Source organism: Mycobacterium sp. E3247 (assembly GCF_001667785.1).
Classification (GTDB): domain Bacteria; phylum Actinomycetota; class Actinomycetes; order Mycobacteriales; family Mycobacteriaceae; genus Mycobacterium.
In genome coordinates this window covers 1-24,868 of record NZ_LZJG01000512.1, presented here as the reverse complement: position 1 = coordinate 24,868, position 24,868 = coordinate 1, and the positions used below count along the sequence as shown (strand labels likewise).

Below are 24,868 nucleotides of genomic sequence, written 5' to 3'. Positions count from 1 at the left end.
GACGCAGCAGGTGCCGGTCGAGCTCGGCCACGACGGTGTTGAACGCCTCGGCGAACACCGGGTACGCGGCGTGCAGGCCCATTCCCATGCCCAGTATCTGGGCGCCTTGGCCGGGGAAGACGAAGACGGTCTTGCCGCCCGGTGTCGCCGTGCCCTGCACGACCGACCCGGCTTCGCCGCTGGCCAACTCGTCGAGGCCGGCCAGTAACTCGTCACGATCAGCACCGACGACGACCGCCCGGTGCTCGAAGTTCGACCGGCCTGCCAGCGACCAGGCCACGTCGCCGACGTCGAGGTCGCTGCGCCGGCGCAGGTGCTCGGCGAGCCGCCCGGCTTGGGAGCTCAACGCCGGCAACGACTTTGCGGACACCGCCCAGGGCACCACCGGCAATGTGCGGTGTTCCACCACCGGCGTGGACTCGACGGGTGCCGCCTCGATGATCACGTGCGCGTTGGTGCCACTAATGCCGAACGACGACACGCCCGCCCGGCGCGCACGGTTCGCCGGCCAGGGCTGCGGCTCGGTGAGCAGCTCCACCGATCCCACCGACCAGTCGACGTGCGGGCTGGGTTCGTCGACGTGCAGCGTCGCCGGCAACAAGCCGTGGCGCATCGCGAGCACCATCTTGATCACGCCGGCCACCCCGGCGGCGGCCTGCGTGTGGCCCATGTTCGACTTGATCGAACCCAACAGGAGCGGCTCGGACCGGTCCTGCCCGTAGGTGGCCAGCAACGCCTGGGCCTCGATGGGATCGCCCAATGTGGTTCCCGTGCCGTGGCCTTCGACCACGTCGATTTCGGCCGCGGACAATCCGGCACTGGCCAGCGCCGCACGCACCACCCGCTGCTGCGAGGGGCCGTTCGGCGCGGTCAACCCGTTCGACGCACCGTCTTGGTTGATGGCCGATCCCCGCACCACCGCCAGCACCGGGTGGCCGAGCCGCCGCGCATCCGAGAGACGCTCGACCACGAGCATGCCGCCGCCTTCGGAGAAACCGGTGCCGTCGGCGGCCCCCGCGTACGCCTTGCAGCGGCCATCCGCGGACAGCCCGCGCATGCGGCTGAACTCCACGAAGATGTCGGGCGTGGCGTTGACGGTGACGCCGCCGGCCAGCGCCAGATCGCACTCCCCCGAACGCAGCGACTGCGCCGCCATGTGCAACGCGACCAACGACGACGAGCACGCGGTGTCCACTGAAACCGCCGGCCCCTCCAAGCCCAGCACGTACGACACGCGGCCCGATGCCACACTCGACGACTGCCCGGTCAGGCGGAAGCCCTCCGCGGCCGGGGCGGCGCCCATGCCGTAACCCTGGGTGTACACCCCGGCGAACATGCCGGTCGCGCTGCCGCGCAACGCGCCGGGTTCGATTCCGGCCCGCTCCAACGCTTCCCACGACAGCTCCAGGAACATCCGCTGCTGGGGATCCATGGCCAGCGCCTCGCTGGGCGCGATGCCGAAGAAGGCGGGGTCGAAGTCCGCGACGCCGTCCACGAAGCCGCCGGTGCGGGTATAGCAGGTGCCCGGCACGTCGGGATCGGGGTTGTAGATGCCCGCCAGGTCCCAGCCGCGGTCGGTGGGAAAGCCCGAGAGCACGTCGCGGCGCTCGACCAGCATCTGCCAGAGGTCGTCGGGGGAATCCACCCCGCCCGGATAGCGGCAGGCCATGCCGACGATCACGATCGGGTCGTCGCCGACGGCGCGAACCACCGGGGTGGGCGTGATTTCCTGTGGCATTCCGGCGAGTTCGCCGCGGATGTAGCCCGCCAGCCCATTGGGTGTCGGGTAGTCGAAGATCAGGGTGGGTGAAAGCGCCAGTCCGGTCGCGGTTTTCAGTCGGTTGCGCATTTCGACCGCGGTCAGCGAGTCGAAGCCCAGGTCTTGGAACGCCTTGTCCGGGTCGATCGCCTCCGGCGTGGTGTTGCCCAGGACGGTGGCGATGTGCGAGCGGACCAGGTCGAGCAGCACGGCGTGCTGTTCTGGTTCGGGCAGCCCGTGCAGGCGGTGGGCCAGAGCCGATTTCGACTTCGCGGCGGCCAGCGAGTCGTCGACCTGGCGCCGCGCGGGCGCGTTGACCAGGTCGGCGAACATGGGCGGGACCGCGGCGGCGTGGGCACGCAACGCGGTCAGGTCGATGCGGGCGGGCGCCAGGAACGGCTCGTCGACGATCAGCGCGGTGTCGAACAACTCCATCGCCTCGCCCGACGACAAGGCCAGGATGCCGTCGCGGCCGAGCCGGGCGAGGTCGGCGGCGTCGAGCCCACCGGTCATGGCGCTGGCCTGATCCCACAACCCCCAGCCCAGCGAGATCGCCGGCAACCCGTGGGCGCGTCGATGCGCGGCCAGCCCGTCCAGGAAGGAGTTGGCCGCCGCGTAGTTGGCCTGCCCCGAAGACCCCACCAGCCCGGCCATCGAGGAGAACATGACGAACATCGACAGGTCGAGGTCGCGGGTGAGCTCGTGCAGGTTCCAGGCGGCATCGACCTTGGCGCGCAACACGGCATCGACGCGTTCCGGGGTCAACGACGTGACCACCGCGTCGTCGAGCACACCGGCGGCGTGAACCACCCCGGTGAGTGGGTGCGCCGCCGGAATCTCGCCGATCACCGAGGCCAGGGCCTGCCGGTCGGCGGCGTCGCACGCGACCGCGCGCACCCGCGCCCCGGCTTCCTCCAGTTCGGCGATCAGCTCGGCCGACCCGGGCGCGTCGGGACCGCTGCGGCTCAACAACACCAGGTTCTGTACCCCGTGGTGCCTCACCAAGTGGCGGGCCAGCGTCGAACCCGCCATTCCGGTCCCACCCGTGATCAGCACGGTGCCTGCCGCCGGCGCGTCCGGGACCGTCATGACGACCTTGCCGATGTGGCGCGCCTGGCTCAGGTACCGCAACGCCGCACGGGCACGCCGGATGTCGAACGTGGTGACCGGCAACGGGCTCAGCACACCGGCGTCGAACAACCCGGCCAACTCGATCATCCACTGGTGCATCCGGGGCCGGCCGGGCTCGAAAAGGTCGAAGGCGCGGTAGCGCACACCCGGATACTCCTGGGCGATCACGCCGGGGTCGCGGATGTCGGTCTTGCCCATCTCCAGGAACACGCCGCCCGGGGCCACCAGCCGCAGTGACGCGTCCACGAAGTCACCCGCCAGCGAATCCAGCACCACATCCATCCCGCGGCCACCGGTCACCGCGCGAAACTTCTCCTCGAACTCGAGGCTGCGGGAATCCGAGATGTGGTCCTCGTCGAAGCCCATGGCCCGCAACGTGTCCCACTTGCCCTTGCTGGCCGTCGCGAAGATCTCCAGACCCAAATGGCGGCCCAACTGGACCGCGGCCATGCCGACACCGCCGGCCGCGGCGTGCACCAGCACGCGTTGGCCCGGCTTGACATCCGCCAGGTGCACGAACGCCATGTACGCGGTGGTGAAGACGGCCGAGATGGCGGCGGCCTCGGCGTAGGACCAGTCCGCAGGCATCGGCTGCAGCAGCCGCACGTCGCCGGGGACCAACGTGCCGCTCCCGTCCGGGAAGAATCCGTAAACCGAGTCGCCGACGGCGAATTCGGTGACGCCCGGACCGACCTCGGTCACCACGCCGGCGCCTTCACCGCCGAGCAGCGCGTCATGGGTGAACATGCCCAGGGTGATCATGATGTCGCGGAAGTTGGCCGCGATAGCGCGCAGTGCGACCCGCACCTGACCGGGCTCCAGGGGCGCGTCGGCGCTGGGAACCGGCTCCAGCCGCAGGTTTTCGAAGGTTCCGGCGCTGCCGATGCCCAATCGCCAGGGTCCCTCGGCCGGGGGCACCAGGAGATCGTCGGCGGCGCGGCTGGGCCGCACCCGCGCCGTGTGGACCTGGCCATCGCGCAGCAACACCTGCGGCTCCCCCGCGGCGAGCGCCGACGCGGCGGCCCGATCATCCAGCGGCACATCGGAATCCACCAGGACCATGCGGCCGGGGTGTTCCGTCTGCGCCGAACGCACCAGACCCCACACCGCCGCGCCGGGCAGGTCGCCGATGTCCTCGCCGGGCAGTCCCACGGCGCCGCGAGTCGCCACGATCAGCACACCGGAGTCACGTTCGGTCAGCCACGCCTGCACCGCGGTCAGCGCCCGATGCGTGCGCTCATACGTTGCGCTGACCGGATCCTGTTCTTCGGCAAGCGATTCCAGTATTTCGTAGGACGGCGCGGGGCCGGTCGCCGACGCGGTGGCCGGCGACCACGCCACCTCGAACAGCCGCTCGGGGCCAGAACTCGACACCGCCGCACGCAGCTGCCGCTCGGTCACCGGGCGGGCAACCATTGCACCCACCGACAACACCGGCAATCCCAGACCGTCGGCGAGCTCGATCGAGATCGCGGTGGCGCCGCCGCCCGCCGCTGGATTCACCGGCGCGATGCGGCCGCGCACCGCGGTCGCACCGGCGGCGTGCAACGAAACGTCCTGCCACGAGAAGGGCAGCATCACGTCGACAGGCCGGCCCGCCGCCTGCTGCGCCATGATGACGGCGTGCATCGCCGCGTCGAGCAACGCGGGGTGCACCCCGAAGCCACCGACGCCTCCGGCCGCGTCCGGCAGCCGCACCTCGGCGAACACCTCGTCGCCGCGGATCCACATCGCGGTCAATCCCCGGAACGCCGGGCCGTAGCCGTATCCGTGGGCCGCCAGCCGGTCGTAGCCGTCGGCCACGTCCACCGCGACCGCGCCCGCGGGCGGCCACACCGACAGGTCGGCGCTCGGCTCGATCGAACGGGAGCTCAACACTCCCTCCGCGTGGCACACCCAGCCCGAACCGGCGTCGGCCCGGGAGAACACTGAGACGGGACGCCGGCCGGATTCCTCGCCGGGACCGACAACCACTTGCACCGCAACGGAACTGGCGGCGGGCAGCATCAGGGGCGCCTGCAACGTCAGTTCGTCGACCACCGAACAGCCGACCTGGTCGCCGGCCCGGATCGCCAGCTCGACGAACCCCGCGCCCGGGAACACCGCGGCCCCGGAGACCGCGTGATCGGCCAGCCAGCCCTGCAGGCTGGGCGACAGCCGACCCGTCAGCAGCACCCCGCCCGACGCCGGCAACTCCACGACAGCGCTGAGCAACGCGTGCTCGCTTGCGCCCAGCCCGAGGCCCGCGGCGTCGGCCCCGACGCCCTCGCCCGACAGCCAAAACCTGCGCCGGTCAAAGGCGTACGTCGGCAGCTCCACGAAGCTCGCGCCGGCCAGGAGGCCGCGCCAGTTCACGCTCACCCCCGCCACGAACGCGGCGGCGGCCGACGCCAGGAATCGCTCGAGGCCGCCGTCATCGCGGCCCAGGGTGGGAACGACGATCGCCGCGGCATCGCCGGAGGCGCAGTCGTTGCAGGTGTCTTCGATGCCGGCGATCAGCGCGGGGTGCGGACTGGATTCGACGAACGTGCGGTACCCGTGCTCGCAGGCGGCGCGCACCGCCTGGTCGAACTGCACGGTCTGCCGGATATTGCGATACCAGTAGGCGGCATCCAAACCGGCGGTGTCCAAACGATTTCCGGTCACCGTGGAGAAGAAGGCGACACGCGAGGAACTCGGTTCGATACCGGCCAGCGCCTCGATCAGCTCGTCGCGAATGGCCTCGACCTCGACCGAGTGTGACGCGTAGTCCACGTCGATCCGGCGGCTGCGCAGCTCGAGGTCGGCGCAGAATCCGGCGAGTTCATCCAGCGCGGCCACCTCGCCCGACACCACCACCGCCGACCGGCCGTTGACGGCCGCGATGCTGACCCGGTTGCCATAGGGCGCCAACAACTCTCGTGCCCGCTCGGTGCTGCAGGCGATCGACAGCATGCCCCCGGAGTGCGCCAGTGACCGCAACAGCTTGCTGCGCAACGTGACCACCCGGGCGGCGTCGCGCAGCGACAGGGCGCCGGCGACATACGCCGCGGCGATCTCACCCTGTGAGTGGCCGATCACCGCGTCCGGGTTGACGCCGACCGATTTCCACAGTTCGGCCAGCGACACCATCACCGCGAACAGCACGGGCTGGACCACGTCTACGCGATCCATCCCCGGAGCCCCGGGCGCGCCGCGCAGGACGTCGATCAGCGACCAGTCGACGAATTCGGCGAACGCCTCCTCGCACGCGTTGATCTGCTGGGCGAAAACCGGTGCGGTGTCGAGCAATTCGACGCCCATGCCCAGCCATTGAGAACCTTGGCCGGGAAACACGAAGACGTTCTTGCCGGCGGGTCCCGCGCTGCCCTGAACGACCGACCCCGCCAGCTCATCGCCGGCCAGCTCGTCCAGCCCCGCCAGCAACCGGTCCCGGTCGCCACCGATGACGACGGCCCGATGCTCGAAGGTCGCGCGGCCCGCCAGCGTCCAGGCCACGTCGGCGATGTCGAGCTCACCGCGCCCGCGCACATGCGCGGCCAGCCGGGCGGCCTGGGACCTCAACGCCGACAAGGATTTCGCCGACACCGCCCACGGCACAGCCACGGGTGTCGGGTGGTCCTCGCGCGGCTCGGGCGCGGGGGCCGCCTCGATGATCACGTGTGCGTTGGTGCCGCTGATCCCGAACGAGGACACACCGGCGCGTTGCACCCGGTGCCCGGCGGGCCACGGCTGCGCCTCGGTCAGCAACGACACCGATCCCGCCGACCAGTCGACGTGCGGGCTGGGCACGTCCACATGCAAGGTCGCCGGCAGCATTTCGTGGCGCATGCCCTGAACCATCTTGATCACGCCGGCCACACCCGCCGCCGCCTGCGTGTGGCCCATGTTCGACTTGATCGACCCCAGCCAGAGCGGCTGGGACCGGTCCTGCCCGTAGGTCGCCAGCAACGCCTGCGCCTCGATCGGGTCACCCAGCGTCGTGCCCGTGCCGTGGCCTTCCACCACATCCACGTCCGCCGCCGACAGGCCTGCATTGGCCAGCGCCGCACGCACCACCCGCTGCTGCGAGGGGCCGTTCGGCGCGGTCAACCCATTCGATGCCCCGTCCTGGTTGACCGCCGATCCGCGCACCAGCGCCAGCACCGGATGGCCCAACCGCCGGGCGTCCGAGAGCCGCTCGACGACCAGCATCGCGCCGCCCTCCGACCAGCCGACGCCGTCGGCCGCCCCGGCGTAAGCCTTGGACCGGCCATCGGGGGCCAGCCCGCGGTGGCGACTGAATTCGACGAAGACCGTCGGGGTGGCGTTGACGGTCGCGCCGCCGGCCAGCGCCAGGTCGCACTCCCCCGAACGCAGCGACTGCACCGCCATGTGCAGCGCGACCAATGACGACGAACAGGCCGTGTCCACCGACACCGCCGGGCCCTCGAGCCCCAGCACGTACGACACCCGGCCCGAGGCGACACTGGAGGTCATGCCGGTCAGTCGGTAGCCCTCGATCTCCTCGGCGAGCATGCCGTAGCCCTGGACGATGAGGCCGGCGAACACACCGGTCGCGCTGCCGCGCAGCCCGCTGGGGTCGATCCCGCCCCGCTCCAGCGCCTCCCAGGACAGTTCCAACAGCATCCGATGCTGCGGGTCCATCGCGAGCGCCTCGCTCGGAGCGATCCCGAAGAAGGCCGGATCGAAGTCGGCCACACCGCCGACGAAACCACCGGTCTTCGCGTAGGTCTTGTGGCGCGCGTCGGGGTCCGGGTCGTACAGGCTCGCCAGGTCCCAGCCGCGATCGCTGGGGAAGTCCGTGATCACGTCGCGGCCGTCGGCGACCATCCGCCACAGGTCTTCCGGTGTCTCGACTCCGCCAGGGAAACGGCAGGACATCCCGACGATCGCGATCGGCTCGCTCGACCGCTCCAGCAGCGCACGGTTGGTGCGTTTCAGGCGTTCGACCTGGACCAGCGCTTTGCGCAGCGCTTCGGTCGCATGCTGGAGTTGATCCACCATCACTACCTCTCGCCTAACTTGGCCGTCAGATGCCCTGATGCGACTCTCGCCGAGTCACGGAAATTGCTGCACGATGCGATGTCGTGCCGCTCTCCGGCCCAAGAATGTCGCTGGTGAGTATCGCCAACTCCGACGGGATTTCAAAACGTCCGATGCTCCCGGCTGCTACAGGAGGACCGGCTTGGGCGTGAGGAACGCCTTGTCCACGGGGATCGAAAACGCGCCGTTGCGCCCGCGGGTGCCGGGGACCGTCCGGGTCCCGCCAGGCCGGGATACAACTGACGCGCCTTCCATGGCGCGACTGTACCCGGCTGAGCATCGATCGTGGTCAGGACGGGTCAGACACCGGCCCGGCGCCAGCCGTCGGCCGCCCGGGCGGCTCGGATCAGCACGTCGCACAATTCGCGCAGTTCGGCGGGCCGGGCCCCTTCTTCGAGGGCGGTCGCGACGTCCTCGGCCGCGCACCGCACCTGGTAGACCCGGTCGGACAGGTCGACCGCGTCGTCGGCCGACAGGACCACCGCGTCAGGAGGCAGCGCCACTGCGGGCCCCCGGGTCAACGAGGCGCGCTGTTCGTACGCCCGCTGCCGGCACGACTGCCGGCAGTACTGGCGGCGGCGTCCCATCCCCGCGTCGGACACGTCTCGACCGCACCAGCGGCAGGGTTGCGGATGGGTGCGACGGCTCACGGCTGCCGACTTTAGTCGGGTTCGCGCGGCGATCCCGGTATCATTGAAGGCCGCGTCGCGTACGCCGGCCACCGAGCCGGGAACTACGCCGAGCGCCGCGACGTTTGCCAAGCGGGACAGAATTGCACTACAGCAGCCCGAAAGTTCGAAAAGACCTAGAGGAGTAGCAACATGGCTGATCGCGTCCTTAGGGGCAGTCGCCTCGGAGCCGTGAGCTACGAGACCGACCGCAACCACGACCTTGCACCACGTCAGCTCGCGAAGTACCGCACCGAGAACGGCGAAGAGTTCGAGGTCCCCTTCGCCGACGACGCCGAAATTCCCGGCACCTGGCTGTGCCGCAACGGCTTGGAAGGCACCCTGATCGAGGGCGACCTGCCCGAGCCGAAGAAGGTGAAGCCGCCGCGCACGCACTGGGACATGTTGCTGGAACGGCGCAGCGTCGAAGAGCTCGAAGAGCTGCTCAAGGAGCGGCTCGAAATCATCCGGTCACGCCGCCGCGGCTGACCTCAGACCGCTTTAGCTGCGGTTGTCCGCGCGCTGGGTGCCGGCGCGAGTCTTGCGGCCCTCGATGCCCCATCGGGTGACCTTTACCAGCGCCTCGCGGATGTTCGAGCCGCTCATCTTGGAGACGCCCAGTTCACGCTCGGTGAAGGTGATCGGCACCTCGGCGATGACGAACCCGTTGCACACCGTGCGCCAGGTCAGGTCGATCTGGAAGCAGTAGCCCTTGGAGTCCACCGCGTCGAGGCCGATCGCCTCGAGGACTTCGCGGCGGTACGCACGGTAGCCGGCGGTGATGTCGTGCACACCGATGCCCAGCGCGACGCGCGCATAGGTGTTGGCCGTCCACGATAGCGCCCAGCGTCGCCACGGCCAGTTCCGCACTGAGCCGCCTTCGACGTAGCGGGAACCGATGGCCAGGTCGGCTCCGGCGTCGATGGCGTCCAGCAGGCGGTGCAGCTGTTCGGGCGCGTGGCTGCCGTCGGCGTCCATCTCCACCAACACGGAGTAGTCGCGGCTCAGTCCCCAGGCGAAGCCCGCCAGGTACGCCGCGCCCAGCCCGTCCTTGGCCGTGCGGTGCATGACGTGGGTACGACCCGCGTCTGCGGCTGCCAGTTCCTCGGCGAGCTCGCCGGTGCCGTCGGGGCTGCTGTCGTCGACGATGAGCAGGTGCACGTGGGGACAGGCGTCCTTCAACCGCCGGTGGATCACCGGCAGGTTCTCCCGCTCGTTGTAGGTGGGAATGATCACCAGGACGCGCTCGCTGGGACGACTTCCCGAGTCCCGGGGCGCCGGCTGGCCGGTGGTCATGTAGCTCCTCTGTGTCGCCCGAAATTACGCGACGGTCGTCGGCCGCCCTCGTGGAGCGGAGTGTAGTCACCCTCGTCATCCGGCGGCGCCTGGTCTCCGCCCTCCTCGGGAGGACTGTCCGCCTCGCCGGGTGGGGTTTCGCCTGGGGGCGTGCCGGCGTCCGAGGATCCGTCCGGACCCTTGGACCTCCGACGAATCGAACGCACGAACCAACCATTCTGCCGTATCCCGGCCAAGATTGCCGCCCCGGCCGTCCCGACCAGGAGCCATTGCAACAGCGGGCCCCAGCGGGTGGCCGGCGTCAGCTTGGTCTTCAGGCGAACCTGCATATCCAGGTAATCGGGCTGGAAGAAGTCGGTGCGCACCAGCTCGGCCCCGTCCGGTGCGATCACCGCGCTGATCCCGGTGGTGCCGGCGACCACCACGTATCGATCGTGTTCAACGGCCCGCACCTTGGCGAAACCCAGCTGTTGTTCGCTCATCGTCTTGTTGAAAGTGGCGTTGTTGCTCGGAACGGCCAGCAACTGGGCGCCGTTGCGGACCGCGTTGCGCGGGACGCGGTCGAAGATCACTTCCCAGCAGGTGGCCACCCCGACCGGCACCCCGGCGATGTGCACGATGTCCCGGCCCGGGCGGGGCACCATGTTCCCGGCGCGGTCGGCGTAGCTGGAAAGGTGCCTGAAGAGCCAGGGCATCGGCAGGTATTCGCCGAATGGCTGCACGATTTCCTTGTCGTGCCGATCGGCCGGTCCGGTCGCCGGGTTCCACACGATCATGGTGTTGGTGTATTGCGGATTCTCCGGCGGGCTGCCGGGCAGTTCGGACACGGTACCGATCAGGATCGGCGCGCCGATCGCGGTCGCGGCCTGGGATATCTCCAGCGCGGCGTCGACGTTCACCAAGGGATCGATGTCCGATGAGTCCTCCGGCCAGATGACGAATTGCGGTTGCGGCGCCTGTCCGGAGCGCACGTCCTCCGCCAGGTGCAGCGTCTCGCGCACGTGGTTGTCGAGCACCGCGCGGCGCTGCGCGTTGAAGTCGAGGCCGAGCCGCGGCACGTTGCCCTGCACCACCGCCACGGTGACCGAGGGCTCGCCGCCCGATCCCGTGCCGGCGTGCCGGACCTGGGGCCAGACGATGACGGACACGAACAAGACCAGGCAGATGCAGACGCCCGGCAGCACCACCGCCGGCGGTGCCGCATCGGCTTTCGCCGGTTCGTCGCCGCCGCGGTGCGCCCGATTGCCGGTGCGCCACCATTTCACGATCTCGAGCTCGATGGCGGTCGCGCTGAAGCCCACCAGCACGATCGCCATCGAGAGCAACGCGGGACCGCCGAGCTGGGCCAAGGGCAGGAAGGGGCCCTGCGCCTGGCCGAAGGCCACCACGCCCCACGGGAAGCCGCCGAACGGGACGGTTGATTTCAGCCACTCCTGTGCCGTCCACACCAGCGCGAACCAGACGGGCCAGCCCGGCAGCCGGCGCACGACCACGGCGCACAGGCCGAACAGCGCGGGAAACAGCGCACACGTCATGGCCAACGCCATCCAGGGCACGGCGCCGACGAGCAGGCTGATCCAGGGCAGCAGCGGCAGATAGAACGCCAGGCCGAACAGGAACCCGTAGCCCAAGCCGCCCGCCGGCGTCGTCGCCGGGTGCTTGAGCGCCCAGGCCAGCAGCGCGGCGGCCACAACCGCGCCCCACCACCAGTTCAGCGACGGGAAGCTGGTGTACAGCAGCACACCGCCGGCCACGGCGCACGCCAACCGGGTCAGCCGCGGCAGCAGGGCGGCCCGCACGCCGGGCAGCCGCGCCGACACTCGCCGCCGCGCGCGGCCCAGGCGGTCCGCCAGCGCCGGGGCGCCGGGTTCCGGGGCGTCGACGCCGTCGTCGGGCTCGGGCTCGGGCTCGGGGGCAGACTGCGGTTGGACGTCGACGGGCTCGTCGTCGCGCTCTGATTCGGCTTCGTCGCTGATCGGATCGGTGTCCGGGTGCGGCGCGGGGCCGTCGTCCACCGGGCCGAGTTGGTCGGCCCGGTCGGGACCGTCCCTTCGGCCGAACCATTCCCTAGCCATGGATGACAGCGCCCCGGTGCACAGTTCGACGGCAGCGTGGCAGGGCATCGGTCGGGCCCAGGCGCGGTAGGGCCGGCACCCGGGCGCGCGGGTCGGTCGACCAGCGCGCGACGGCGTCGCGGGGTGCGTGGACGTCCAAGGGTCCCGCGTCCCAGACGGCGTAGGAGGCCGGGGCGCCCGGCACCAGCGTTCCCGTCGTGCCGTCGCGGACGCCGGCGGCCCGCCAGCCACCGCGGGTCGCGGCGGCGAACGCGGCCCGCGCGGAGATCGCGCTGCCGGGGGTTCGATGGGTGGCCGCCGCCCGCACGCTCGCCCACGGGTCGAGGCCCGTGACCGGTGCGTCGGAACCTAGGGCGAGGGGCACGCCTTGGGATGCTAACAGCGCAAGCGGGTTGAGCCGGCTGCCTCGCTGGGCGCCGAGGCGCCGCGCGTACATGCCGTCGGCGCCGCCCCACAGCGCGTCGAAGTTGGGCTGCACGCTGGCGATGACGCCCCATTGCCCAAGTTGGGTGGCTTGCTCGGCGGTGACCATTTCGACGTGCTCGAGGCGGTGACCGCACCGGGCGACGGCCGCCCCTCCGAGCCGCGCGACGACCCGTTCGAAGGCGGTGACCACCGCCGAGACGGCGGCGTCGCCGATGACGTGGAAGCCCGCGGTCACCTCCGCTTCGGTGCAGGCCCGCAGGTGCGCCTCGATGGCGTCGGGGTCGAGGTAGCAGGTGCCGAGCCGGTCCGTGGCGTCGGCGTACGGCTCGTGCAGCCAGGCGGTGCGTGACCCCAGCGCGCCGTCGACGAACAGGTCACCGGCCAGCCCGCGGGCTCCGGTCTGCTCGACAAGCGCGCGCGCCCGCTCCGGCGTGCTGACCGCCTCGCCCCAGTAGCCGATCACCTCGACGCCGTGATCGAGGGACCGCAGCTGCAGCCAGTCGTCCAGGCCGCCGATCTCGGGCCCGGCGCATTCGTGCACCGCGACGATGCCGGCCGCCGCGGCGGCCGAAAGGGCGGCCGTCCGGGCCTCGGTCAGCTGGTCGGGCGTCAGCAGGTCGCGGGCAACGGCGCGGACCAGGTGGTGCGCGTCGCCGGTGAGCGGCCGGTCGGGGGCGAAGCCCGCCGCCGCTGGTAGGTCCGCGACCAGCCGGCGCAAGCCGGTGGAGGCGATCGCGGAGTGGACGTCAACTCTGGTCAGATAGGCGGGCCGAGAACCGAGGACGGTGTCGAGGTCGGCGGTGTCCGGCGGCCTGTTCTCCGGCCACGACGACTCATCCCAGCCATGCCCCCACACGGGCCGGCCCGGGTGGGCCGCCGCGTAGTCGGCGATCATTTGGATGCAGTGCTCCCGCGAGCGCGCCCCTCGCAGGTCCAGTCCGCTGAGCGTCAGGCCGGTCGCGGTCAGATGGATGTGGCTGTCGACGAACCCCGGCGCCACGAAACCGCCGTCCAAGTCCTCGATGTCGGCGCCGGGAAACAGGCTGCGGCCGACGTCATCGCCGCCCAGCCACGCGACGACGTCGCCCCGCACCGCCACGGCGGTGGCGTCGGGATGGGTCGGGCTATACACCCGGCCGTTGACCAGCAGCGTGGTGGACGTCTCGCTCACAGGGCAAAACTACGTGTGCCGGCGGCCGGTGTTCAGTCCCAGGCGGGCCGCCCCGGGTACCCGCCACGCACCGGCTCGTTCGGCAGGGCGGGCGGCCGGATGTCCCGGACGTCCACGACCTCGCCCTCGATGTAGCCGCCGAGGTAGCCGTCGCCCGGCGCGGCGCCACCGCGGGGCACACCGGCACCGAACAACGCCGTCTCGGCGAGCAGCGGCATCCGCCGCCGCAGGCCGCGCATCGCGAGCGCGGCCAGCCCCGGGCCGACGGCCGACCGGACGGGCCGCACCAGCAGCAGGAGTCCCAACACCGTGGTGACCGGCCCGGGTATCACGACGAGCAGGGCGCCCAGCGTGACCAACGTCCCGTCCCGCACCGCCGTACGCCGCTCGGCGAGGCCGGACCGCAGGTGCCCGAGCTGGCGGAGCAGGTGCGAGCCCGACATCGGCAACAAGAGCCCCCAGCCGAGCAGCAGGCTGCCCGCCAGCGCCAGCAGCGTCCAACCCCACCCGATCGTCGCAACCAGGGCGGTGATCGCCGCCAGCTCCACGACGGCGTAGACCAGAAACAGCCGTGACAACATGTCTGGCCAACGTGCGCCGGCCGAGCCGAAGTTCCCATGGTGGTGTCCGGGCCGATTGCAGTTAGATGACGACATGACGACGATTGAGATCGACACCCCCGACGGACCGATCGACGCGCTGCTCGACCTCCCCACCGGTCAGGGCCCGTGGCCCGGCGTGGTGGTGATCCACGACATCGTCGGCTACCGCAGCGACAAGGAATCGACGAACAAGCGCATCGCCGATGCCGGCTACGTCGCGATCACCCCGAACATGTACGCGCGGGGCGGGCGCATCCGCTGTATCACCCGGGTCATGAAAGAGCTGCAGACGCAGCGCGGCCGTGCCCTCGACGACATCCTGGCCGCCCGCGATCACTTGCGGGCCATGCCCGAATGCACCGGTGAGGTCGGCGTCGCGGGCTTCTGCATGGGCGGCCAGTTCGCACTGGTGATGTCGCCCAAGGGTTTCGGCGCCTCCGCCCCGTTCTATGGCACTCCCCTGCCCCGCAACCTCGACAAGACCCTCGAAGGGGCCTGCCCGATCGTGGCGAGCTTCGGCAGTCGCGACCCGCTGGGCAGGGGCGCCCCCGAAAAGCTGCGCAAGGTGACCGCCAGTAAGAACATCACCGCCGATATCAAGGTCTACCCCGGCGTCGGGCACAGTTTCGCCAACAAGCTCCCAGGCCAGCCGCTCAACCGAATCGCCGGTTTCGGCTACGACGAGGCCGCCACCGAGGACGCGTGGAGGCGGGTCTTCGCATTCTTCGGCGAACATCTGGCGTCCGGGACGTAAGGCCTTCGGGCACACCAACTTTCGCGACAACGCCGTCGCTGACGTGCGCGTGTCGCCTGCGTCAGGCCGGCGCCACCCTGAGCTCGAGCCCGACGTTGTTTTCCATGCCGCCGCGCAGCTTGCTGAAGAAGTTGAACACCTTGCCCACGATGCCGTACCGCTTCCCGATCGCGTCGTAGACGGCCGGGGTGTGCGACGCGTCGAGGACGGCGGCGGTGCCTTCGACGGCCTCGCTCGTCGGTTTGCCCTGCATGGTGCAGGTCGCCAGGGTGACGCGCGGGGTGTTGCGGATCCGCTTGACCTTCCACGACTTTTCCTGGGTGATGACCAGGAGCCGGTCCCCGCTGAGCGTGTCCAAAGCCGCCCAGATCGGCGTCGGCTTGGGCTTGCCGTCCTTGGTGAAGGTGGTCAGCAGGATGTACTGCGCCTTGGCGAGATCGGCGAAGGTGGGCGTCACGGTAACAACCTACCGCCGGTCAGCCCTCCAGGTCGCCCTCGGTTTCCAACAGCGCCTGGCGCAGCCCGTCGATGGTCTCCAGCTGCGGCTGTTCCCACATGCCGCGGCCGGCGGCCTCCAGCAGCCGTTCGGCCATCCCGTGTAGCGCCCACGGGTTGGATTCGGCCATGAACTTGCGGTTCTCGGGATCCAGCACGTAGCGCTCGGTGAGCTGTTCGTACATCCAGTCGGCCATCACCCCGGCGGTCGCGTCGTACCCGAACAGGTAGTCCACGGTCGCCGCCATCTCGAACGCGCCCTTGTAGCCGTGCCGGCGCATCGCCGCCATCCAGCGTGGATTGACGACGCGGGCGCGGAACACCCGCGTGGTCTCCTCGGACAGGGTGCGGGTACGGATCGCGTCGGGCCGGGTGTTGTCGCCGATATAGGCGGCCGGGGCCTGGCCGGTCAACGCCCGGACCGTCGCCACCATGCCGCCGTGATATTGGAAGTAGTCGTCGGAATCGGCGATGTCGTGTTCACGGGTGTCGGTGTTCTTGGCGGCCACCGCAATGCGCCGGTACTGGCGGTTCATGTCGTCGACCGCCTCGCGGCCGTCCAGGTCGCGGCCGTAGGCGAAGCCGCCCCACGCGGTGTACACCTGCGCCAGGTCGGCGTCGTCGCGCCAGTTGCGGCTGTCGATCAGCTGCAACAGCCCCGCCCCGTAGGTGCCGGGCTTGGATCCGAAAATCCTTGTCGTGGAGCGCCTTTGGTCGCCATGCTGGGCCAGGTCGGCCTGGGCGTGCGCGCGCACGTAGTTGTCGTCGGCGGACTCGTCGAGGCCAGCCACCAGCTGCACCGCGTCGTCGAGCATCGTCACCACGTGCGGGAAGGCGTCCCGGAAGAAGCCCGAGATCCGCACGGTGACGTCAATACGCGGGCGGCCCAACTCGGCCGGCGGAATGGGCGTGAGATCGACGACGCGCCGCGACGCGTCGTCCCAGACGGGCCGAACCCCGAGCAGCGCAAGCACTTCGGCGATATCGTCGCCGGCCGTGCGCATCGCCGACGTGCCCCACACCGACAGCCCCACCGATTGCGGCCACCGCCCATGGTCGTTGCGGTAGCGGGCCAGCAGCGAATCCGCCAGGGCAACCCCGGCTTCCCACGCCAGCCGCGACGGCACCGCCTTGGGATCCACGGAGTAGAAGTTGCGGCCGGTGGGCAGCACGTTCACCAGGCCGCGCAGCGGCGATCCCGACGGGCCGGCCGCGATGAAGTGGCCGTCCAACGCGTTGAGCACCTGGTCGATTTCGGCGGCGGTGCCGGCGAGCCGGGGCACCACCTCGGTTGCCGCAAACCGCAAGACCCTTGCCACGTCCGGATTCTCGGTGATCCGGTCGACGGCGTCGGGATCCCAACCGCTGACCTGCAGCGCGGCGACGAGTTCCCGGGCGGCGGACTCGGCCCGGTCGACCGCCGACCGCTCGTCGGTGCCGTCCTCGGCCAAGCCCAGCGCCTGCCGCAGGCCGGGAATGGCCTTCTCGCCGCCGAACAGTTGGCGGGCCCGCAGTATCGCCAGCACCAGGTCGAGTTCGGTTTCCCCCGAGGGCTTTTGACCCAGGATGTGCAGGCCGTCGCGGATCTGCACGTCCTTGATCTCGCAGAGCCAGCCGTCGACGTGCAGCAGCATGTCGTCGAAGGAGTCCTCCGGGGGCCGCTCGGTCAGCCCGAGGTCGTGGTCCATCTTGGCGGCCCGAATCAGCGTCCAGATCTGTTGGCGGATCGCGGGCAGCTTGCCGGGGTCCAGCGCGGCGACGTTGGCGTGCTCGTCGAGCAGCTGCTCCAGACGGGCGATGTCGCCGTAGGTTTCGGCGCGCGCCATCGGCGGGATGAGGTGATCGACCAGCACCGCGTGCGCCCGCCTCTTGGCCTGGGTGCCCTCGCCCGGGTCATTGACCAGGAAGGGGTAGATCAGCGGCAGGTCGCCCAGCGCCGCGTCGGATCCGCAGGCCGCCGACATGCCCAGCGTCTTCCCGGGCAGCCACTCCAGGTTGCCGTGCTTGCCCAGGTGCACTATCGCGTGCGCACCGAAACCCGTGTCCAGCCAGCGGTAGGCGGCCAGATAGTGGTGGCTGGGCGGCAGGTCCGGGTCGTGGTAGATCGCCACCGGGTTCTCCCCGAATCCGCGGGGCGGCTGCACCATCAGCACCAGGTTGCCCGCCTGCATGGCGGCGATGACGATTTCGCCGTCGGGGTCTTGCGTGCGATCCACGAAGAGGTCGCCGGGCGGCGGACCCCAGTGCCGTGTCACCGCGTCCGTCAGCTCGGCGGGCAGGGTGTCGAACCAGTCGCGGTAGTCCTTGGCGGACAACCTGATCGGATTGCCGGCCAGCTGCCCGTCGGTGAGCCAGTCGGGGTCCTGGCCGCCGCGTTCGATCAGCGCGTGGATCAGGGCGTCACCGTCGCCGGCCTCGACCCCGGGCACCTCGCCCACCTGATAGCCGCGCTCGCGCATGGCCCGCAGCAGCGCGACCGCGCTGGCCGGGGTGTCCAGGCCCACCGCGTTGCCGATGCGGGCGTGCTTGGTCGGGTAGGCCGAGAACACCAGGGCCACCCGCTTGTCGGCGGGGGCGACGTGGCGCAGCCGGGCGTGCCGGACCGCCAGGCCCGCGACCCGGGCGCATCGTTCCGGGTCGGCGACGTAGGCGATCAACCCGTCGTCGTCGATCTCCTTGAAGGAGAACGGGACCGTGATGATGCGGCCGTCGAACTCGGGCACCGCCACCTGGGTGGCCACGTCCAGTGGGCTGAGCCCGTCGTCGTTTGCGCTCCACTGGGCCCGAGAGCTGGTCAGGCACAATCCCTGCAGGATCGGAACGTCAAGGGCCGCCAGGTGTTCGACGTTCCAGCTGTCATCATCGCCGCCGGCGGACACCGCGGCCGGCTTCAGTCCCCCGGCGGCCAGGACGGTGACCACCATGGCGTCGGCGTCGCCAAGCCGTTGCAGCAGTTCGGGTTCGGCGGTGCGCAGCGACGCACAGTAGACCGGCAGCGGCCGCCCGCCGGCGTCCTCGATGGCCCGGCACAGCGCCTCGACGTAGCCGGTGTTGCCCGCCAGTTGCTGCGCGCGGTAATACAGGACGGCGATCGTGGGGCCGTCAGCGTCGGTGGTGGGTCGCTCCAGCTCGCCCCAGGTCGGTGTGACCACCGGCGGGCCGAAGCCGAACCCGGTCATCAGGACGGTGTCGGACAGGAAGGCGTGCAGCTGGCGCAGGTTCTCCACGCCGCCGTGCGCCAGATAAATGTGCGACTGGACCGCGATGCCGGCCGCCAGCGTGGACAGGCCGGTCAACTCGGCGTCGGCGGCCTGCTCGCCGCTGACCAACACCGTCGGCACGCCGCTGGCGAGGACCGTGTCGATGCCGCTCTGCCACGCGCGGTAGCCGCCGAGGATTCGCACCACGACGATCGCGGCATCCTCCAATAGCCCGGCCAGCGGCTCGGGCAGTCCCCCGCAAGCGGGAGGTGTCCCCACGCTTTCGTCCAGGCGCGACGGGTTGGCCCACCGATAGTTCTTGCCGCTGGCACGGGCGCTGATCAGGTCCGTGTCGGATGTCGACAGCAGCAGGATGGTCGGCTCAGCCACCCCTCATTCGTACAGCAGGGTCGCCGCGACCCGGGCGGCGACCTCTCCGGCCACCCGCAGCGCCTCCTCGCTCTTCCCCGGCACGTAGCGATCCGCGTTCGGGTCGTAGTCGGCGCCGGCGACGGATCCGTGGTCGGCGGCCAACTCCACCAATTCGACCGGCCAGCCGACCCGGTCGAGGGCCGTGGCGAACTCCCTGCTGGCCGTGACGGGGACGGCGTCGTCGGCCCGGCCGTGCAGCAGCAGGAACGGCGCGCCGATGCGCTGCGCCGAGAGGTGCTCGGTGGCACGTCGACCGAAAATCGGGTCGGGGACCATGAAAGCGCCCGCCAGGCAGACGGTGTGCGCCAGTTGCGCGTCGCCGCTGAGTGCGACGGCCGCCGCGGCCGCACCTCCCATCGACCACCCGACGAGGACGATGCGGTTGCCCCGACTCGCGAAATCGCGTGCGAAATCCAGCGATCCCAGCAGATCGGCGCGGCCGCCGTCGTCGGCGTGCGAGTTCCAGTCCGGCACCACCGCCGACGCGCCGTGCTCAGCGAGCATGCCGGCGAGAGGACGGAAGGCAGCGCGGGCATCGGTCTGCATGCCGTGCCACAACAGGACGGTGGGTTGCGTCGCATCGCCGTAGACATCCACGAGACGTCCCGGGCCGTACTCCAGCGTCTCCACGGGCACGGGGATGCCCCGGATGGCACGGCCACAAACTGCCGATCAGGCCACGCCTTTCCCGCGCAGGATCGGCAGCACGCCCTCGGCGAACCAGTACGCCTCTTCGAGGTGGGGATGCCCCGACAGGATGAATTCGTTGCGATGGCTCGCCGGGACTGAGTGGTGCGGCGACGCGTGTGATCCCCCCACGATCGACCGGCTGTCACCCGTGGTGGGCGAAAACCCGTGGTGGGCAAAAACCAAAGAACTTTGCCGACATTCATCCCCCGAGTTCAGCTGACGAGGCCTTGTCGTAATACCTCATTGAATCGACGGTCGACCCAGTTGGAAAACCGGGGCGACGATTGAAGCTGGCCCGCCGCCGCAAAAAGGTTGGCCAGCTTCTGTTCCGAGGCGACCACCTCGTCACCGAGCTCGGTCGGTAGACGCAGGCTGCGAGCCTCGGCCACCGCAGCAACTCGTGGGTCCAATCCGACTGCGGCAGCATAGTTTTGGGCCCATTCCTGCGGGTGCGACCTGGCCCACTGCACGGCCCTTTCAAACCGGACCAACAGGTCGGACAGCGCGGTGTTGCGTTTCGGATCGGCCAGCGCCTGGTCGGACGCTACACCAATCCAGTCGCCGTTGGTCACCCCCTGCGCCTCGGCAATGCTGCGCACCGGGATCTGCTGTTCGGCCTGCGCAGTGTAGGGATCCCAGATGGCCCACGCGTCGGCCTGGCGCTGACTGAAGGCCGAAAGAGCGTCGGCGGGTTGCAGGAACACGAACTTCACCTCGACGGGCTTTAGTCCCGCCTTTTCCAGCTGCGCCAACAGGTTCGCATGGGATGAGCTGCCTTTGGCAACCGCGATCGTCTTGCCGCGTAGGTCGGTGACCGACGTGATCGGTGAGTCGGCGTGTACCAGAATGCGATTGCCCGCACCGCCCCCGCCGTATGCGGAAACCGCCTTGATCTTTGCGTTGCTGGCCGCCCCGAAAATCGGTGGAGTATTACCGGTGATCGCGAAGTCGATCTTGCCGGCGGTGGCCGCCTCCACCTGCGGCGGCCCGGATGTGAACGTCGAGAACGCGATCCGGTAGGGCAGCTTGTCCAGCTGCCCAGCGGAACGCAGCAGCGCTTCGGTGCCTCCTTTCTGATCCCCGACCTGCAGCGTGAGACCCGACAACTCCGACAATGGCACCGCAGCAGGAGCCGCGGCCGGGCCCGAATTACCTGCGCGGGAAACGCATCCGGTCAACACAAGCCCGACTGCCGCGGTCAGCGCCACGAAACCTCGCCACATGGCTACAGCCGCACCCCAAGGCGATCCAGCAACTCGGCACGATGCCGCGCGCTGTGAGCCCCTGGGTCTCCGGGCACGCGGCGAGGCTCGTCGATCGCCAATGTGTGAACGACCCGCCCTTCCTCGAGGACCAGGACACGGTCGGCCAGTGCCACCGCTTCGTCGACGTCATGCGTCACCAGGAGTACGCCAAACTCGTGCTCGCGCCACAGCTGCAGCAGCAGGGCGTGCATCGTCAGCCGCGTCAGCGCGTCCAGCGCCCCGAACGGTTCATCGAGCAGGAGCAGCTGCGGTTCGGCGACAAGCGCCCGGGCCAGCGAAACACGTTGCGCCTGGCCGCCGGAAAGGGTCAGCGGCCAGGCGTCGGCGTGGTCGGCCAGCCCTACGTCGATCAGTGCCTGATCAGCGCGTTGCCGAACGAGAGCCCGCGGAAGCCGGTTGCGGTTCAGGCCATATCCGACATTGGTTCGCACGTCACGCCATGGCAAAAGGCGCGGCTCCTGGAATGCCAACGCCGGGGCCCCGGCCACCACCCGATCGCCCGTGTGGTCACGCGAGAGGCCGGCCAGTACCCGCAGGACTGTGGACTTTCCCGAGCCGCTGCGCCCGACCAGTGCAACGATCTCGCCGCTTCCTACGCGCACCGAAACGTCTTTGAGCACATGGCGGCTGCCGTACCACTTGTCGACGTGGCGCAGCTCGCCGGCGATCTCGGTACGCAGCGCTCGCCGAGCTGCGCCGGATTCTGCGATGAGTGTCAAGCCCGAACCTTTCAGTGTTGGTAGCGCAGGGCGCGGCGTTCGAGCAGGCGTACGACCGTGTCGGTGGTGATGCCCAGCAACGCATAGACGGTCAGCCCGAAGATGATGATGTCGATGCGCAGAAAGTCGCGCGCATTGTTGATGAGGAAGCCAATCCCCTTGTCGGCGTTGATCTGCTCTGCCACGATCAAGGTCAGCCACGCGATCGCCAGTGACTGCCGGAAGCCGACCAATACCTGCGGCGCGGTGCTGGGTACGAGAATCCGGCTGAACCGCTGATACAGCGAAAACCCCAGCACCTGAGCGGTTTCGACCATTTTCGGGTCAACCTGACGGATCGCCGAAAAGGTGTTGAGGTACAAGGGGAAGGCCACACCCAACGCGACGAGCAGCACTTTGGGCAACTCGCCGATCCCGAACCAAAGAATGAACAGCGGGATCAAACCCAGGTGTGGCAGTGCGCGGATCATCTGCATGGGCGGGTCCACGGTCGATTCGACCCAGCGGGATAGGCCGACCGCGGCGCCCGCGACGATCCCGATGACGCCGCCCAGCAGGAGCCCCTCGACAACGCGGACGGCGGAGACGTGCAGCGCGTCCGCGAGCTGGCCGTTGCGGGTCAACTCCAAGCCGGCCTCGACGATCAACGAGGGAGCGGGAAGCACATCCGGCGGAATGACATCGATCGCGCTGCCCAACTGCCACAGCGCGAGCAACGCCAGCGGGGACGCGATGCGCACGACTTCCCATTTGCGGCGCTCCCATAGCCCGCTGGGCGCGGTGGGTGCGGAGCCGCCGGGATGCTTCGTGGCAGCGTTGAGCGCGGTGGCAGTGCTCACTGGGCCGACGCTATGGCGCGACCGGCACCTCGGTAAGGGTTTGCCTCTGGCTGAAGGCAATGCAGAACGTAATGGCCGTACGGTGGACGGGTGGCCAGGACGCGCGGCACTGACGCCTGCCCGGGTGCGCTGCAGGTGCACCGGGCGGCCGACGGCGCCCTGGCGCGCGTCCGGCTACCCGGCGGCACGCTGACGGCGGCTCAGCTGGCCGCGCTGGCGCGGGTGGCCGGCGAATACGGCTCGGCGACGCTGGAGCTCACCGCGCGCGCCAATGTGCAGGTGCGTGGGATCACCGACGTGCCGGCGGCGGCCGCGGCGATCGCCGATGCCGGGCTGTTGCCGTCGGCGACCCATGAGCGCGTCCGCAACATCGTCGCGTCGCCGCTGTCCGGCCGGGCCGGCGGCAACGCCGATGTCGGGCCGTGGGTCTCCGAGCTGGACGCGGCGATCTGCGCCGAGCCCGGCCTCGCCGAGCTCGGCGGCCGGTTCTGGTTCGGCCTTGACGACGGGCGCGCCGACGTGTCCGGCCTGTGCGCCGACGTCGGCGTGCACGCGTTCCCCGACGGCTACGCGCTGCTGCTGGCCGGGCGCGACACCGGTGTCCGGCTCAGCGCCGGCGAGGTGATCGAGACGCTGGTCATCATCGCGACGCGTTTCGCGTTCACGCGCGGAACCGCTTGGCGTGTCAAGGAATTGGACGATATCGCAAGCCTGCTCCCCGGCGCCGAGCTCGACGCCACCCCCTTTGCCGCGGTTACCAGGCCGCCGGTCGGCTGGATCGACCAGGACGACGGCCGCGTGGCGCTCGGCGCCGCCGTGCCGCGGGGGGTGCTGCCCGCCCACGTCGCGGAGTACCTCGCGGCGATCGAGGCGCCGGTGGTGATCACTCCGTGGCGGTCGGTGCTGGTGTGCGATCTCGACGAGGCCGTCGCGGACGTCGCGCTGCGGGTGCTGGCGCCGTTGGGTCTGGTGTTCGACGAGAACTCGCCCTGGCTCAACGTCAGCGCCTGCACCGGAAGCCCCGGGTGCGCGCACTCGGCCTCCGACGTTCGGGCCGACGCCGCCCGGGCACTCGACGAGGATTCGGGAGTGCATCGCCACTTCGTTGGTTGCGACCGCGCCTGCGGCAGCCCGCTCGAGGGCGAGGTGCTGGTGGCGACCGGCGACGGATACCGCCAGCTACGGTAATCGGGTGCTCGACTACATCCGCGACGCGGCGGAGATCTATCGCCAGTCGTTCGCGACCATCCGCGCCGAAGCCGACCTGGCCCGGTTCCCGGACGACGTCGCGCGCGTCGTGGTCCGGTTGATCCACACCTGCGGGCAGGTCGACGTCGCCGAGCATGTCGCGTTCACCGACGACGTCGTCGGCCGCGTCGGCGCAGCCCTGCGCGGCGGCGCCCCGGTGCTGTGCGACTCGTCGATGGTGGCCGCCGGGATCACCGGCGCGCGGCTACCGGCCGGCAACGAAGTGGTGTCGCTGGTGGCCGACCCGCGCGCCCCGGAGCTGGCCGCGCGCCGGCACACCACTCGGTCGGCCGCCGGGGTGGAGCTGTGGGCCGACCGGCTGTCGGGCGCCGTGTTGGCGATCGGCAACGCGCCCACCGCCCTGTTCCGCCTGCTCGAGCTGATCGACGAAGGAGTCTCCCCGCCGGCGGGTGTGCTGGGCGGCCCGGTCGGATTCGTCGGGTCGGCACAGTCCAAGCAGGAGCTCATCGACCGCCCACGCGGGATGTCGTATCTGGTGGTGCGGGGCCGTCGCGGCGGCAGCGCAATGGCCGCCGCCGCCGTCAACGCGATCGCGAGCGATCGCGAATGACCGACCAGGCCAACCGGAGAGGCACGCTCTGGGGTGTCGGGCTGGGACCCGGCGACCCCGAACTGGTCACTGTCAAGGCGGCCCGGGTGATCGGCCAGGCCGACGTGGTGGCCTACCACAGCGCCCGGCACGGCCGCAGCATCGCGCGCGGCATCGCCGAGCCCTACCTGCGGCCCGGCCAGATCGAGGAGCACCTGATTTACCCGGTGACCACCGAGGTGACCGACCATCCCGGCGGCTACGCCGGTGCGCTGGAGGACTTCTACGTCGAAGCCGCCGCCCGCATCGCCGCCCACCTCGACGCCGGCCGCAATGTGGCGCTGCTCGCCGAGGGTGACCCGCTGTTCTACAGCTCGTACATGCATCTGCACACCCGGCTGACCGAGCGGTTCGACGCCGTCATCGTGCCGGGTGTGACGTCGGTGAGCGCCGCCTCCGCGGCCATCGCGACCCCGTTGGTCGCCGGCGACGAGGTGCTGTCGGTGCTGCCGGGCACCCTGCC

16 protein-coding genes and 1 pseudogene are annotated in these 24,868 nt (G+C 70.2%); 5 read left to right on the top strand and 12 right to left on the bottom strand.

Going from position 1 to position 24,868, the window contains the following annotated elements:
* Both A9X04_RS25900 and A9X04_RS25895 read right to left on the bottom strand, forming a co-directional pair.
* Positions 1-7,876 (bottom strand): type I polyketide synthase (locus A9X04_RS25900; protein WP_156764539.1); only part of this gene is annotated, 7,876 nt, incomplete at its 3' end.
* A gap of 338 nt (positions 7,877-8,214) precedes the next feature.
* Positions 8,215-8,565, bottom strand: coding sequence for a hypothetical protein (locus tag A9X04_RS25895; RefSeq protein ID WP_082975257.1), 351 nt, complete (start codon positions 8,563-8,565; stop codon positions 8,215-8,217).
* 171 nt (positions 8,566-8,736) lie between these two features.
* On the opposite strand from A9X04_RS25895, the gene rbpA reads away from it, so the two are divergent.
* Complete coding sequence (gene rbpA, locus A9X04_RS25890) at positions 8,737-9,072, top strand: RNA polymerase-binding protein RbpA (protein ID WP_067926986.1); 336 nt, start codon at positions 8,737-8,739, stop codon at positions 9,070-9,072.
* Here rbpA and lnt read toward each other — a convergent pair.
* From lnt to A9X04_RS25870, 3 genes and pseudogenes are all read right to left on the bottom strand, one after another.
* Positions 9,047-11,954, bottom strand: a pseudogene (gene lnt, locus A9X04_RS25880) (apolipoprotein N-acyltransferase). The gene rbpA and the pseudogene lnt overlap by 26 nt on opposite strands.
* Positions 11,947-13,551 (bottom strand): amidohydrolase, encoded by a 1,605-nt coding sequence (locus A9X04_RS25875; RefSeq protein ID WP_067926978.1) that lies wholly within the window; start codon positions 13,549-13,551, stop codon positions 11,947-11,949. The pseudogene lnt and the gene A9X04_RS25875 overlap by 8 nt, the downstream one beginning before the upstream one ends.
* A 32-nt stretch (positions 13,552-13,583) precedes the next feature.
* A complete protein-coding gene (locus tag A9X04_RS25870) occupies positions 13,584-14,132 on the bottom strand; it encodes an FxsA family protein (protein WP_067926976.1) in 549 nt (182 codons plus the stop codon).
* Positions 14,133-14,205: 73 nt separating this feature from the next.
* On the opposite strand from A9X04_RS25870, the gene A9X04_RS25865 reads away from it, so the two are divergent.
* Positions 14,206-14,907 carry a dienelactone hydrolase family protein gene (locus A9X04_RS25865; protein ID WP_067926973.1) on the top strand — a complete coding sequence of 234 codons (702 nt, stop codon included), beginning with the start codon at positions 14,206-14,208 and terminating at the stop codon, positions 14,905-14,907.
* A gap of 61 nt (positions 14,908-14,968) precedes the next feature.
* Here A9X04_RS25865 and A9X04_RS25860 read toward each other — a convergent pair whose 3' ends face one another.
* From A9X04_RS25860 to A9X04_RS25835, 7 genes are all read right to left on the bottom strand, one after another.
* A complete protein-coding gene (locus A9X04_RS25860; RefSeq protein WP_067926970.1) occupies positions 14,969-15,364 on the bottom strand; it encodes a PPOX class F420-dependent oxidoreductase in 396 nt (131 codons plus the stop codon).
* Between the two features lie 19 nt (positions 15,365-15,383).
* The gene (gene cobN / locus A9X04_RS25855) at positions 15,384-18,992 is read right to left on the bottom strand and encodes a cobaltochelatase subunit CobN (RefSeq protein ID WP_067926967.1); all 3,609 of its coding nucleotides are present in this window, start codon (positions 18,990-18,992) and stop codon (positions 15,384-15,386) included.
* Positions 18,993-18,995: 3 nt separating this feature from the next.
* Positions 18,996-19,664: a S9 family peptidase gene (locus tag A9X04_RS25850; protein ID WP_067926994.1), complete on the bottom strand. Its 669-nt coding sequence runs from the start codon at positions 19,662-19,664 to the stop codon at positions 18,996-18,998.
* Between the two features lie 42 nt (positions 19,665-19,706).
* Positions 19,707-19,853 carry a hypothetical protein gene (locus A9X04_RS30630; protein WP_156751939.1) on the bottom strand — a complete coding sequence of 49 codons (147 nt, stop codon included), beginning with the start codon at positions 19,851-19,853 and terminating at the stop codon, positions 19,707-19,709.
* Positions 19,854-19,936: 83 nt separating this feature from the next.
* Positions 19,937-20,947, bottom strand: coding sequence for an ABC transporter substrate-binding protein (locus tag A9X04_RS25845; RefSeq protein WP_067926964.1), 1,011 nt, complete (start codon positions 20,945-20,947; stop codon positions 19,937-19,939).
* Positions 20,948-20,949: 2 nt separating this feature from the next.
* Positions 20,950-21,708, bottom strand: a complete 759-nt coding sequence (locus tag A9X04_RS25840; protein ID WP_067926962.1) for an ABC transporter ATP-binding protein — start codon at positions 21,706-21,708, stop codon at positions 20,950-20,952.
* Between the two features lie 11 nt (positions 21,709-21,719).
* Positions 21,720-22,547 carry an ABC transporter permease gene (locus A9X04_RS25835; RefSeq protein WP_067926959.1) on the bottom strand — a complete coding sequence of 276 codons (828 nt, stop codon included), beginning with the start codon at positions 22,545-22,547 and terminating at the stop codon, positions 21,720-21,722.
* Positions 22,548-22,637: 90 nt separating this feature from the next.
* Between A9X04_RS25835 and cobG the strand changes: the two genes are divergently transcribed.
* The 3 genes from cobG to A9X04_RS25820 all read left to right on the top strand — a co-directional run.
* A complete protein-coding gene (gene cobG, locus A9X04_RS25830) occupies positions 22,638-23,735 on the top strand; it encodes a precorrin-3B synthase (protein WP_067926956.1) in 1,098 nt (365 codons plus the stop codon).
* Between the two features lie 4 nt (positions 23,736-23,739).
* Positions 23,740-24,366: a precorrin-8X methylmutase gene (locus A9X04_RS25825; RefSeq protein WP_067926954.1), complete on the top strand. Its 627-nt coding sequence runs from the start codon at positions 23,740-23,742 to the stop codon at positions 24,364-24,366.
* The coding region (locus A9X04_RS25820) for an SAM-dependent methyltransferase (RefSeq protein WP_231985822.1) at positions 24,363-24,868 on the top strand (506 nt) is incomplete at its 3' end. The genes A9X04_RS25825 and A9X04_RS25820, both read left to right, overlap by 4 nt.

What these genes read in the sequence shown, in the direction of transcription:
- rbpA (WP_067926986.1), top strand. Translation starts at nt 8,737, where the DNA reads ATGGCTGATCGCGTCCTTAGGGGCAGTCGCCTCGGAGCCGTGAGCTAC.
- A9X04_RS25870 (WP_067926976.1), bottom strand. Translation starts at nt 14,132, where the DNA reads ATGTTGTCACGGCTGTTTCTGGTCTACGCCGTCGTGGAGCTGGCGGCG.
- A9X04_RS25865 (WP_067926973.1), top strand. Translation starts at nt 14,206, where the DNA reads ATGACGACGATTGAGATCGACACCCCCGACGGACCGATCGACGCGCTG.
- A9X04_RS25845 (WP_067926964.1), bottom strand. Translation starts at nt 20,947, where the DNA reads ATGTGGCGAGGTTTCGTGGCGCTGACCGCGGCAGTCGGGCTTGTGTTG.